Annotated in this window: 11 protein-coding genes; 8 read left to right on the top strand and 3 right to left on the bottom strand. The window is 61.7% G+C overall.

Annotated elements, in window-relative coordinates; translation table 11 throughout:
- The first annotated feature begins 243 nt into the window (after positions 1-243).
- From G5V57_RS07075 to G5V57_RS07060, 4 genes are read left to right on the top strand one after another with little or no spacing between them, the layout of a single operon-like run.
- Positions 244-534 (top strand): sarcosine oxidase subunit delta, encoded by a 291-nt coding sequence (locus G5V57_RS07075; RefSeq protein WP_165166841.1) that lies wholly within the window; start codon positions 244-246, stop codon positions 532-534.
- On the top strand, positions 534-3,473 hold the full coding sequence (locus G5V57_RS07070) for a sarcosine oxidase subunit alpha family protein (protein WP_165166840.1): 2,940 nt from the start codon (positions 534-536) through the stop codon (positions 3,471-3,473). Before G5V57_RS07075 ends, G5V57_RS07070 begins: the two co-directional genes overlap by 1 nt.
- Positions 3,466-4,074 carry a sarcosine oxidase subunit gamma gene (locus G5V57_RS07065; protein WP_165166839.1) on the top strand — a complete coding sequence of 203 codons (609 nt, stop codon included), beginning with the start codon at positions 3,466-3,468 and terminating at the stop codon, positions 4,072-4,074. The genes G5V57_RS07070 and G5V57_RS07065 overlap by 8 nt, the downstream gene beginning before the upstream one ends.
- A gap of 37 nt (positions 4,075-4,111) precedes the next feature.
- Entirely contained in the window at positions 4,112-5,011 is a 900-nt protein-coding gene (locus G5V57_RS07060; RefSeq protein WP_165166838.1) for a fatty acid desaturase, read from the top strand.
- On the opposite strand, the gene G5V57_RS07055 is transcribed toward G5V57_RS07060, so the two are convergent.
- A complete protein-coding gene (locus tag G5V57_RS07055; protein ID WP_165166837.1) occupies positions 5,004-6,209 on the bottom strand; it encodes a CynX/NimT family MFS transporter in 1,206 nt (401 codons plus the stop codon). The genes G5V57_RS07060 and G5V57_RS07055 overlap by 8 nt on opposite strands.
- 86 nt (positions 6,210-6,295) lie before the next feature.
- Positions 6,296-7,447, bottom strand: a complete 1,152-nt coding sequence (locus tag G5V57_RS07050) for a DUF4375 domain-containing protein (RefSeq protein WP_165166836.1) — start codon at positions 7,445-7,447, stop codon at positions 6,296-6,298.
- 272 nt (positions 7,448-7,719) lie between these two features.
- Between G5V57_RS07050 and G5V57_RS07045 the strand changes: the two genes are divergently transcribed.
- Positions 7,720-9,540: a DUF1963 domain-containing protein gene (locus G5V57_RS07045; protein ID WP_165166835.1), complete on the top strand. Its 1,821-nt coding sequence runs from the start codon at positions 7,720-7,722 to the stop codon at positions 9,538-9,540.
- A 50-nt stretch (positions 9,541-9,590) separates the two neighbouring features.
- Here the strand turns inward: G5V57_RS07045 and G5V57_RS07040 are convergent, their stop codons facing one another.
- Entirely contained in the window at positions 9,591-9,800 is a 210-nt protein-coding gene (locus G5V57_RS07040; protein WP_165166834.1) for a hypothetical protein, read from the bottom strand.
- A gap of 191 nt (positions 9,801-9,991) precedes the next feature.
- Here G5V57_RS07040 and G5V57_RS07035 point away from each other — a divergent pair, with 191 nt between their 5' ends.
- The 3 genes from G5V57_RS07035 to G5V57_RS07025 all read left to right on the top strand — a co-directional run bounded on the left by G5V57_RS07035 (position 9,992) and on the right by G5V57_RS07025 (position 12,110).
- Positions 9,992-10,174 (top strand): hypothetical protein, encoded by a 183-nt coding sequence (locus G5V57_RS07035; protein WP_371744748.1) that lies wholly within the window; start codon positions 9,992-9,994, stop codon positions 10,172-10,174.
- 112 nt (positions 10,175-10,286) lie between these two features.
- Positions 10,287-11,600 carry an HWE histidine kinase domain-containing protein gene (locus tag G5V57_RS07030; RefSeq protein WP_165166832.1) on the top strand — a complete coding sequence of 438 codons (1,314 nt, stop codon included), beginning with the start codon at positions 10,287-10,289 and terminating at the stop codon, positions 11,598-11,600.
- A 27-nt stretch (positions 11,601-11,627) separates the two neighbouring features.
- Positions 11,628-12,110, top strand: a complete 483-nt coding sequence (locus tag G5V57_RS07025) for an MgtC/SapB family protein (RefSeq protein WP_165166831.1) — start codon at positions 11,628-11,630, stop codon at positions 12,108-12,110.
- The last annotated feature ends 786 nt before the right edge of the window (positions 12,111-12,896 follow it).

The raw sequence follows: 12,896 nt of genomic DNA, 5'->3' as shown, positions 1-12,896 counted from the left end.
CGACCCGCAACCAGGACTTCCCCTCTCCCGCTCTGCGGGAGAGGGTGGCCGAAGGCCGGGTGAGGGTGTGGCTCAAATATTGACGAACGAATTTCTTGCTTCCGCAACATCGCCAGAGCGGATCTCTGCGTCTTACGCCGGCATGGTTGCGCCAACACCCTCATCCGCCCTTCGGGCACCTTCTCCCGCAAGCGGGAGAAGGGGAAAACAGGCAGCTATGAAGAAGATCGGGAACGCTCATCCATGCTGATCAAATGTCCCCATTGCGGCCCGCGTCCCTCGGAAGAGTTCACCCAGCTCGGCGATGCGTCGGTCAAGCGGCCCACTTCCAATGATCCCGCGACGATGGATCAGTGGTTCGACTATGTGTATCTGCGCGACAATCCGAAGGGCCGGTTCAAGGAATACTGGCATCATGGCGGTGGCTGCCGATCCTGGCTGGTGGTCGAGCGCGACACGCAGACCCATGAGGTCTTCGCCACCGTGACGGCGCGGGACTTTGCGCAGACGCAAAACAAGAAGGGCAAATCCTGATGGCCGGCTTCCGTCTCGCCAAAGGCGGTCTCATCGACCGCGGCACGACGCTCAACTTCACCTTCGACGGCAAAAGCTTCAGCGGGCATCAGGGCGATACGCTGGCTTCCGCCCTCATCGCCAATGGCGTCCACCTCATGGGGCGCTCGTTCAAATATCACCGCCCGCGCGGCGTGATCGCAGGCGGTGCTGCCGAGCCCAATGCGCTGGTCGAATTGCGCGACGGCGCGCGCAAGGAAGCCAATACGCGCGCCACGGTGATCGAGCTCTATGACGGGCTTAGCGCCCGCAGCCAGAATCGCTGGCCGTCGCTCAATTTCGACATCGGCGCCATCAATTCGCTCGCCGCTTCGGTCTTCGTCGCCGGCTTCTACTACAAGACCTTCATGTGGCCGAAGAGCTTCTGGGAGAAGATCTACGAGCCCTTGATCCGGCGCGCCGCGGGCTTAGGTGCGGCCACGCATGAAGCCGATCCCGACAAATACGAGAAGTCCTACGGCCATTGCGATCTGCTGGTCATCGGAGCAGGGCCCGCCGGCCTGTCGGCGGCGCTCACCGCGGCACGCGCCGGTGCCCGTGTGATCCTGCTCGATGAAGGCTCGCGCCTCGGCGGTTCGCTCCTCCATGAAAATGAGGAGATCGGCGGCCAGAGCGGCTTCAATTGGGCACAGGGTGCCATCGCCGAGCTTGGCGGCCTTGCCAATGTCACCCTCATGCCACGCACCACCGCTTTCGGCGCCTATGACGGCAATGTCTTCGGCGCGCTCGAGCGCGTGAACGACCATGTGCTGACGCCGTCGCCCTATGAGCCGCGGCAGCGCTACTGGAAGATCATGGCCAAGCGCTGCGTGCTGGCGGCGGGTGCCGAGGAACGGCCGATCGTCTTCGGCGGCAATGACGTGCCGGGCGTGATGCTCGCCTCCGCCATGCGCGGCTTCGCCAACCGCTATGCGACCGCGTCGGGCAGTTCTGTCGTCGTCTTCACCAACAACGATTCGGGCTATCGCACCGCGCGCGATCTCAAGGCCAAGGGCGTGCATGTCGAGGTGATCGTCGATTCGCGGAAAGATTCCGCCGCCGACGCCGCCGGCATTCCGGTGCTCAAAGGCCGCACCGTCACGGATGCCGAAACCGGCAAGATCGTCTCCGGCGTCGAGCTTTCCGATCACACCCATATCGCCTGCGACACGGTGGCGATGTCGGGCGGCTGGAGTCCGGTGGTCAATCTGCTCTGCCACAAGGGAGCGAAGCCCCGATGGAACGACAGGCTGCAAGCCTTCCTGCCGCCCAATGGCGATGCCCAACTCGCCGCCGCGGGCTCCGCCAATGGCGCCATGCTGCTCTCCGAAGTCCTGCGCGAGGGCGCGGAGAAGGCCGCCAAGGCGGTGAGCGATCTCGGCTTCACGGCGAAAACGGATATACCCACATGCCGTGACGAGGCCTATTCCATCCAGCCGCTGTGGTGGGTGAAGGAAAGCCATGGCAAGGCCTTCGTCGACTACCAGAACGACGTGACGCCGAAGGACCTGCCGCTCGCCGCGCGCGAAGGCTACAGCTCGATCGAGCTGGCCAAGCGCTACACGACCGCCGGCATGGCGACGGACCAGGGCAAGCTCGGCAATGTGAACGCCATCGCCATTCTCGCCGAAGCGGCGGGCAAGAGCATCGCCGAGATCGGCACGACGACCTTCCGGCCCTTCTACACGCCGGTGCCCTTCGCCGCTTTCGCCGGACCGTTCAAAGGTCATCACTTCATGCCGACGCGCAAGACGCCGCTGCATGACTGGGCGGAAGAGCAGGGCGCCGTCTTCGTCGAGACCGGCCTGTGGCTGCGTTCGAGCTGGTTCCCGCTGCCCCATGAAAGTGGCTGGCTCGATCCGGTCATCCGCGAGGTCAAGGCGGCACGTGAGAAAGTCGGCATCTGCGATGTCTCGACGCTCGGCAAGATCGACGTGCAGGGCCCCGATGCGGCGGAATTCCTCAACCGGCTTTATTGCAACGGCTTCGCCCAGCTCGAAGTCGGCAAGGCACGCTACGGCCTCATGCTGCGCGAGGACGGCGTCGTCATGGATGACGGCACGACGTCCAGGCTCGCGGCCGACCATTTCTTCATGACCACGACCACGGCGAACGCGGCCAAGATCATGACTCATATGGAGTTCTGCCACCAGGCGCTGTGGCCCGAGCTCGATGTGCAATATGTGTCGGTGTCCGAGCAATGGGCGCAGATGGCGGTCGCCGGCCCCAAGGCGCGGCCCACCTTGCAGAAGATCGTCGACGACGTGACGCTCGACGACACCACCTTTCCCTATCTCGCGGCGAAGGAGATCCGCATCCTGGGCGGCATCACCGCCAGGCTGTTCCGCATCTCGTTCTCGGGCGAGCATGCCTATGAGCTGTCGGTGCCTGCTGATTATGGGAACCTTGTGGCCCGCGCGATCATGCAGGCGGGCGAGGAATTCGGCATCACGCCCTATGGCGTCGAGGCTTTGTCGGTCATGCGCATCGAAAAGGGCCATGTGGCGGGCGGCGAGCTCAACGGCACGACGACGGCGGATGATCTCGGCCTCGGCCGCATGATGTCGACCAAGAAGGACTATATCGGCCGCATGATGGCGGGACGCGAGGGCATGGTGGCGAAGGACCGGCAAGTGGTCGTCGGCATCCGGCCGGTCGACAAGGCCGACCGCATTCGCTCCGGCTCGCATCTCCTGAAGAGGGACGATCAGCCGTCGCTCGCCGGCAGCCAGGGTTACATCACATCCGTCGCCTATTCGCCCACCCTCGGCTACTGGCTCGGACTGGCGCTGTGCCAGAACGGCCGCCAGCGCCATGGCGAGATCGTCAAGGTCTTCGACGGGATACGCAACATCCACATGTATGCCGAGATCTGTGATCCGATGCACTACGACAAGGAGAACAAGAAGCTCCATGCTTAACGCCGCCATTGCCATCAAGCGCGTCTCGGTCCTCGCCGATGTCGCGGTCCAGGGCCGCTTCGGCGCCGACAAGGGCGCCCCCGGCGTCACGCTCTCGGTGCGCCATCCGATGTCGATCGTCACCGTCATCGCCCGCAAGGACAAGACGGAAGCGCTCGGCCAGGCGCTCTCAGCCGCCTATGGGATTTCGCTACCCGCTGTCGGCGAAAGCACGGGCAAGAACGGCCTCGCCCTCCATTGGTGCGGGGCCGATCAGTATTTCGCCGTCGCCGAAGACAAAGGGGAGGGAGAGCTTTATCGCGACCTCAAGGCGCGTCTCGAAGGCCTCGCCTCCTCTTCGGAGCAGAGCCATGGCCGCGTGATCATCCGCGTCTTTGGACCCAAAGCCCGCGCGCTCCTCGCCAAGGGCACGCCGGTCGACCTGCATCCCTCCGCCTTCGGGCCGGGCAAGTCGGCTATGACGCAGATGGCGCATATCGGCGTCCATCTGGTCCAGACGGACGCTGGCACGTTCGAGCTCTCGGTGTTCCGCGGTTTTGCGGAGAATTTCTGGGAGTGGCTGACGGAGCAGGCGGAAGAATACGGCTATCAGGTGCTGTGAGCTTGAGGCGATCCGGGTACGGGCCTAAACTTAGGCCATGTCCGAGGTCGACCATCGCGCGCTTCTCGCCGGGCTCACGGCGGAGCAGCGTTGTGAGCTGACCGGCTTGTCGGATGGCAAAGGCCTTCTCCAGCTTGCCCTGCATCTGGCGCTCATCTTCGTCCTCGCGCTGCCGATCGCTTTTCGCGTTTCCTATTGGCCCCTATTTCTTCTGCCGCTTGGCATCGCGCTCATTTTCCTCTTCACCGCGTTGCATGAGAGTGTACACGGGACCGCCTTCAAATCGGCGTGGCTCAACCAGGCGGTCGCTCATGTGGCGGGCTTCATCGTGCTCGTGCCGGCGACCTGGTTCCGCTACTTCCATTTCGCCCATCACCGCCACACCCATGACGACAAGCTCGATCCCGAGTTGATGGCGCCGAAGCCCGAGACGATCTGGCAGTATGTGAAATATCTCTCCGGCGTGCCGGTGTGGATCTCGCTGGCGAAGTCGCTTTGCGTCAACGCGCTCGGCCGCGGGAGGGAAGATTTCGTGCCGGAGAAGGCGAAGTCCCAGGTCGTGCGTGAGGCGCGTGTCACGCTCTCTCTCTATGGCCTATGCCTCGCCACGTCGCTCTACTGGCGCGATGCGACACTGCTGTGGCTATGGATCGTGCCGGTCCTGCTCGGCCAACCCTTCCTGCGCGCCTTTCTCCTCGCCGAGCATGCGCGCTGCCCGCATGTCGCCAATATGCTCGCCAATACACGCACCACCTATACGACGCGCTTCATGCGCTTCCTCGCCTGGAACATGCCTTATCACGCTGAGCATCACGCCTATCCGATCGTGCCCTTCCACCAATTGCCGGCGTTCCATGAGATCGCCGAGGCGCATCTCAAGGAGACCGAGCGAGGCTATGCGCGTTTCAACCGCAATTTTGCAGCTGGGCTCAGATAGAGCGCCGCATCGGAGGGAACGCGCGCAGCCACAAGGTCAACAGCAGAGCGAGGAGGGCCGCGGTCGCCACCGGCCATGCCGCGGCGGGCCAGCCCGCCCAATCGACGGCAGCACCCACCGTCACCGGTCCCACCACCTGGCCCAGATTGCTGCCCTGCACGATGAGGCCGAGCGACATGGGGGTGAGGCGCGGCTCGGGCGCGAGAAGCGGCGCCGTCGTCATCGCCGTCGCGGGCAGCAAGCCGCCCACGCCGGAGAAAATCACGCAGAGCAGGAATATGACCGAAGCCGGCAACGGCACGAGAAAGATGGCGATGCCGGTAAGCCCCATGATGAGAGGGGCGATGGCCATCAACGTCCAGCGCGCCACCAGATTGCGCCCGAGCAGGGCCCCTGCCGCGAGATTGCCGAGAATATTGACCGCTATCACAAGCGCGCTCAGAAGCCCGGCCCAGGCTGGCGAGACCTGCATACGCTCGCCAAGCAGGATCGGCAGGAAGCTCGCCAGGGCGAAATAGAGTAGGCTGTAGAGGCTGAAGACCAGGGCGACGAGCATCGGCCCCGCGGCGGTATAGGTCGTCCAGGCATCGCGCGCCAGTTTCGCCCAAGGCTCGCCGGCCTTGTCCTGGTCGCGCGGTATGATCAGCGTCGCGGCCGTGAGCATGAGCAGGATCAGCCCGGCATTGACGAGCCAGAAGCCGCGCCAGCCGGCGAGGCCCGCGCCGCAGATGAGGGCGATGGCCATGCCGGCGGGCATATAGGTGCTCCACAGGCCGAAGGCGAAATCGCGGTCGCTGTCCTCGACGATGCGCCGCAGCAGGGCCGGAGCGGCAACCGTCGTCAGCAGGAAGCCGATGCCTTCGATGGTGCGGCCGGCAAGCAGAAAGCCGTAGCTTCCGGCAAAGGCGCTCATCAGGCTGCCGATGGCGAGCACGACAAGGCCCAGAAGACAGGTGTAGCGGTCGCCGAAACGGTTCACCAACATGCCGGCAGGGATGCCGAGAAACACGCCGAGAAACGCGAAGATCGAAATCACCCAGCCCGCCGCCGCCAGCCCAAGCGAGAAATCGAGGCGCAACGCCGGCAGCGCGATGATTCCCTTGCCGACCTGAAGGGCCGCGACCACGCCCGCCGCGACGACGACAGCGACGGCGCGCCAGTCGGTGAGCGGCGGATGGTCATTCGGTCCGGCTATCATGATTGTCCTGCCATTTCCGCTCGCATTGCGGCGCGCGCCGCCAGGTTCAATGCGCTTATCCTCTCAAAGTGCGCTCCATCGGTTGCTCAATCGTCGCGCAGACTTTGCTCATGAGCAACGATCTCCGCCACAGAAATGGCATCGTAACGCTCCCCAGGCTTTTGTCCCACCAGAAAGAACCTCTCATTTTTCTTGGACAACATGAATATCTCGTCGCCAACAACGATCTTGAATATCGGGTTGGGAATATCGCGGACCATTTCACAGGGCTGGATCGTGAAATCGGTCAAGTCGGGCCGGGCACGGCTGAGCAAAAGATCGGCCGCCGCGGCAAGGGGCTCGCCTTTGACAAAGGAGAGCATTCGATCGATATCCGGTTTCCCGGCCGACCCTATGAGGGAAACTGCCCCCCAAGTCACTTCCTTGCCGGCAAGTTGTAGCGCGTAGAGCCGAACCCCGTTGCTGTCACAAATTGCTCCCCGCAATCCATAGCTTGTCCGAACAATCCAAGCTTCCACATGGCGCCCTTCGGCATCGATCGCCTCCGCATTCCTGCCCTCGAAAATAACTTCGTCTGCCGCATCGGCCGCCATTCCGATGCCCAGGTGAACACTATCAGACAGAGTTTCCCGGAACGCTTCGACGCGAGCCTTTGACACGCGATGTGAACGGTTTGGGTTTGCCCGTGCGCATCGGTCCCATGCCGAGCTAAGGTCGGCCGGCTCGATGAAACGGATTTCTTGCCAGCTTCTGATCCAGGCAGCGGCACGAAGTGCCACGGGATTTTTCGCCTGTTCCCGGCTGAACGCCTCGTCCAACTTGTCGAGGGCGGGATCCCTGCCTCCTTTGAAGCCAGTTTGTGCGGCTGCACTATCGGGATTGGCGGCCGTCCAGGCGGCCAGTTCCCGCATCAGGCTTGCTTGACCCGCAGCTCCCATGGCTGCCAGTCCGGCTTCCGCATTCGCGAAAATGAACTGAGCCTGTGCCCCGCAGTTATGAACGAATTGGCTATGGCCACCATTGTCGATCTGAGCGACATAGAATTCTGCGTGATACAATTGAACAAGATGAGGCGGCAGTTCTTTCAGACGATAGAAGCCGTTGGTAAGGAGATGGTTGACGAAATTTACGACGGTCGAAATGAGATCGGCAGAAGCATCAGGGCCATCAATGACGCCGTCTTTGGAAACTGGAATCGTGAAGGCAGGCAATGGTCGGCTTGTGCGCTTTCCAAACATGTAGTTGATTCTCCCCCAACCTTTCCAGTATTTCAACACCCGGGCCTGTGCGAGCAAAGCAACATTCGCAACACTACAGGCCTCCGCTGCAAAGACCGTTAAGATCGCGGTCCAAATCCCATTGGCAATCGGTCAATGGATCCGGCGCGCGACAAAAGCGTCTCGGTAACGGTTCGTAGATCATGCCGCCTAAATCTTTCTTCAGCTTGGTCCCATATGGGCTGTGGCGAGTCTGCCTGCGAAGTCCTTTGCCACTCCTCATGGCACAGCCGATGAAGAATCTTCTTGCGAGATTTCTGAACCACAACATCGAGATGCTGGCCAAGGCACCCGACAACGCCGCCAGCCACTATGATAACGAAGTCTGGCTGCGCGCCGTAGTTCCTGCTCGCCCGATAACGACTGAGATCGGGTGGGTCGGCGGGAACCCGGCGCTGCCGGCTCCCTTCCACTGGCCCAGCAGGGGCGGGCAACCGTATCAGTTCCTTTGTCAGATCAACTGTGCATCCTTGCCGTCCGCATTGTGGGGCGGCCTCGGGCCCAGAACGGGATGGCTCGCTTTCTTTATGGCTTCTTCCGGACAGATCGACGCCAAGGTGATCTACGCGGCGCAGCTCGGCCCGGAACGCCGGAATGAGGACGCATGGCGCAAGAGCGCCACCGGCCTGCACTGGGTCGATGGAAAATATGATGCGCTGCTGGGCGCGCCGCCGAGGTGGGGGCTCGATTTCGTGTATCCGGCTGACGGCAGGAGCGGCGTGCCGGACAGACTCCGGCGACGCCCGCACGCCGATGACACTTTCTCAGTGGCCGCGACCGGACACCGACCTGTCAGCTGGGAGACATTCGACCTACTTTTGGAAGAAGCGCTGTCGCAATCAAAAAAGTCGACCGCACATCTGGACGATCTGGCTCGACAGCAGAATGCGAGCCTGAAACCGCCGCACCCGGACATGATGGCCGCGCTGAAGGAGATGATCGAAACGGCGGATCGATTGTCTGATGCGCTCAAGGCGTCGGAAACCCCGCAGCCATTCTCATTGCAGAGCTGGCTATCCCACGCCGGATTGATCTTTCGCCTCCGGGAACTGGACGACGAGGTATCGTTGCAGCGCGGCGAAAGCTTCCTGACCGTGGTGAGGAAAGCGGATATAGCCTTGGCCAACGGTCAGGGCACGTTGGCGGGCCGTTTGCAGACGCCCCACTTTTCAGCAGACAGCGCGCAGGGGCGCAGGCATGCCGATCTGATGCAGCTGGTTTGCAATGTTGAACGCGACCTCAACAAAGATCCAATGGTCCCGCCACATGGGCCAGGGGCGTCTGACGTCGCCGCGTGGCTGGCATACCGCGAAAAGTACTCTCGGGAGTGGGCCGCCTATGCCGGTCGGGTGCGCCACATCCGGAAGCTCTATTATGCATTTTGGGCTGACAATGCCGAGACGATCGTCCCCCGAACCAAACGCTCCCTCATGGCGCCTCCTCCCGACACGTTGGAGAAGGCCTTGGCGAGGGCGGACAGCTCCCGGCAATGGGCGGTGGATCGACTGACCAGTCTGGAGAATGGCGGCCCCGATGCGCAGCAGAAGCTCTCCGACTACCAGCGCAGACGGACGGAAGCCGAGATGCTTATCACGCAACTCGAAGGAGTCAGGCAGAGGGGGCATCAAAGACGCCGCGAAGCGGCGTTTGACCCGGATGAATGGACGGCCAGTTATCGGCTCCTTGATGAAAAGGAAGCCCGACAGGTATTGCCGCGATATTGGTCCACGACATACAGGATATTGCGCTCTGAAGCCGCTAAACGACTTTACGCAAGCGATCCGGATTCGTTGAGCCTGGCCGTGCGGCAAGCCCTCGAAGCGGAATGGGCATTCGATGCCGAGCAAGGTACGCTTCAGATCGGCGGGACGCCGAGAGGGTGGTGTGTAACCTACATCGAAAATAAGCCCGACTCGGTTGTCCTGCTGCAATTTCCCACGAACAATCTCACGCATTTCACCTGCGGAGATGTCAGCGACCTCGTCGTCTCCATCTCCAGAACCGACCTGGAGCGGCAGAACTTCGCGGCGGCGCGGGTGGACATATCGAATTGAGTTCGCCGGCCAACGGGCTCCTTGGAACCAGGGGCGCGCGTGCCAACGATCTACGGCGTCTGCGGGTTGAACTCGATCGCGCGAACACAACCTCTGCCGGCCATGATGGCCGCCACTATGTCCTCAAGGGCGACCTTCTCGTCGGGGTGATCGCGCTGAAGAGTCTGCGCGGCTTTATATACGTCCAATATGCCGTGGTTGTTTTTGACGTCGTCCAGAATTGTACGGATGGCGTCCCTCAGCCGTGTGGAAATGTTCATGGGAGCTGCCTTTCATGTCGGTGGTCAGGCTACAGCTTCGGCACCGACAAGCAATGCCGCAAAGGAGGCTTCGCGGCCTCCTCCGCATGGAACTATCTTGCGGTGTTGTGAGTTATTGAGGCTCTAGGCGACAAATGAGTAAGAGGTGCATGAAAGTGAAGGCAAGACACCGTTCGATCCGCCTGCAGATCATGCTCGACGCCACCGAAGTCGCGGCGCTCGAAGACTGGCGATTCAAGAGGCGTATGCCGAGCAGAGCATCGGCGGTGCGGGAAATCATCCGGCGCGGTCTTGCCGCCGAAGGCTTCGAAATCGCTTCCATCGGACAAAAGTCCGCAGACTTCGGCATTGTTGAAACAGGCGAGGAGAATTGACCTTCTCCGCTGGAATTTCTCTGATACGAGTTGGTCATCCGCGCCGGGGCGGGTGCTACTGCCCTACCAATGAAGATCAATAAGATGGCGCCAATAAACTCAGGGGAGCTTCGTGTGGATCGATAAGCGGTTGCCGATGCTTCGGCGCCATCCCGGCTTGGGCATCATCGTCAGCGTCGGGCTCGTCGCATCGGTTGTCGTGCTGAAAGGCATATTTCCCGACTTGCCCGCTTTCCTGCCGCTCTATCCGGTGGTCCTGCTCAGCGCTTTCATCGGTGGCCGGTATCCCGGCATCCTGGCGTGGACGGCTTCGACCATCCTCGGCGCTTATTATTTCTCGCAGACGGACGGCTTTCCGGGCAACTGGGGTTATCTGACGATCTTCGGCTTCGCCTGCGTGTGCGCGCTCATCGTCTTCATCGTCGATCTGCTCGACCGCGCTATCCAACGGCTTGAATTCGAGCGCAACCGGCTGGCGCTCGCCCTCAAGGCGGCAAGCCTCGCGACCTGGGAACTTCATCCGGACGGCCGCCTGCGCTGGGACGAGAACTTCTATCACATGGTCGGGCTCGATCCGACCAAGGACCCACCCTCGACCGAAAAGTTTCTGGCCATGGTCCATCCCGAGGACCGTGCGCGCATGTTCGAGGCCAGGAGCCGGATGAGCCAGGGCGAGCCGCCGACGCAGAAAGAGGAGTACCGGCTGACGCGGCCCGATGGCCGCATGGTCTGGCTTGAGAATTATCGTGCCGCGGTCAAGGGTGAGCGCCAGCATTTCATCGGCATCACGCAGGATATCTCGTCGCGCAAAGGCTATGAACGGCGCATCAAGGGGCTGATGCGCGAGCTCGCCCACCGGGTAAAGAACCAGTATGCAGTGATCCTCGCCATGGTGCGCGAGACGAACAAGCAGGCCCGCACGCCGCAGGAGTTTGAAAGCCTCATCCAGTCTCGCATCGCGGCGCTGGCGCGCTCGCATGACCTCCTGGTGCATGGGGAATGGGAATCTGCCGATCTCAAAGACCTTCTCCTCGCCCATGTCGAGGCCTTCGGGCTGTCTGATCGCCTCGCTGCGGAAGGTCCGCCCGTCGCCTTGTCCGCAATGGCGGCGCAGTATTTCGGGATGGCCTTCCACGAATTGTGCACCAATGCGGTCAAGCACGGCGCCTTTTCCGTGCCCACCGGGCGCGTGCGTGTCCGCTGGGAGGTCCGCGATGGTGTGGAGCAGAACAATTTTATCTTGACCTGGCAGGAAATGAACGGACCGGCGCCACAGGCGAGCGACAGTCCGGGCTTCGGCTCGAAGGTGCTCACTCAATTGATGCCGACGGCGATATCAGGAACCTCCGAGACCGAACTGGCGCCGGGTGGCTTGATCTGGAGGGTGAAGGGGCGTCTCGAATCCCTTCAGTCGAATGATGATTAGGAACTGAACTGTGTAACGGGGTGCGGCATGTTACCGACGATCGATCCCTCTCTGATTCTGTCACACGCCGCCGCCCTGGTGAGCGCCTATCTGCTCGCCTTTCCCATCGGCTGGGACAGAGAGAAAGTGGCGCGTAGCGCCGGGTTGCGGACCTTCCCCCTTGTCGCGCTCGCCAGCTGCGGCTTCATCCAGGCAAGTGAATCCCTCATGACGGATGCGCCGCAGGCCACGGCCTATGTCGTCGAGGGCCTCATCACGGGCATGGGGTTCATCGGCGGCGGCGCCATCCTCAAGCACGGCGCTTCCGTCTATGGCACGGCAACCGCGGCGAGCCTGTGGGCCACCGGCGCGATCGGCATGGCCGTGGGCCTTGGCAGCTATGAAGTCGCCATCATCATTTCGTTGATCACCTTCCTGACGCTGAAGCTGCTGCCGCTTCTGAAGGAAGAGGAAAATGCGGACAGCCCGGCGTTGGCAAAGGCCGCCGTGAAGAAGCCAAAAAATCGCTAGAGCATCGGACCGAAGAGCTTGTGGTCGGGCTTGACCCGACCATGCGAAGCGGTTTTCCGGAAAGATCATGCGCTGAACTCGAAACGGCTTCGTCACCTCTCGCCGCAGCGATGGGCGCTTGACATCGTGGGCCAAACGGCAGGATTGGGAAATATCAGGTTTGGAGTTGCGTTCGGACTTCGAATGCGGTGTTGGACGGCCGGGCTTAGCCGAACCGCGTTGGTCTCCATCCGAATTCCGATAAAAGGATCAACCGAATGGCTCTCTTTCTCCGAAAGGCCTGTGAATTCGTGCAAAAGTTGCTGCGCACGAGAAACAAGAAGAATGGGGATGATGTCCTCGAGAATGTCGCACAAGCGGGCATGGCATCCGGCGATGGAAACAACGAGAAGCCCGCGCGTGTGGGAACAGGATCTTCCTCCCCATTACAGCCGGCCAGATTGCGTGCCGGTGAGCGCGCAACACAATTGATCATTGGCGGGACACATCAACGCCCTGAGGATACAAAGATGGGATCAAGTGATCCCGGAATTCACATCGATGCCTCACGCAGACGGTCATGGAGGCATGGCGGAACCGCAAAGACCACTCCGTCCGGAATGGCGCAACCATCTTTCGCCTGGCCCATGGTGAATCGGATATGGCCAAGAAAGCCTGCATCAAGAGAAGCAGTTGCCGGATATTCTGGCAAAGGGGTCACCAACAAATCCGCTAGTGTGCTGAACGCGAAGTTCCTGATATCAGGCGGCTTGCACCGACAGGAACTTCGCATTCAAAAGCACACTA

It is taken from the genome of Nordella sp. HKS 07 (assembly GCF_011046735.1).
Taxonomy (GTDB): domain Bacteria; phylum Pseudomonadota; class Alphaproteobacteria; order Rhizobiales; family Aestuariivirgaceae; genus Taklimakanibacter.
The sequence above is the reverse complement of the archived record's forward strand: the minus strand, read 5'-3'. Positions and strand labels throughout refer to the sequence as shown.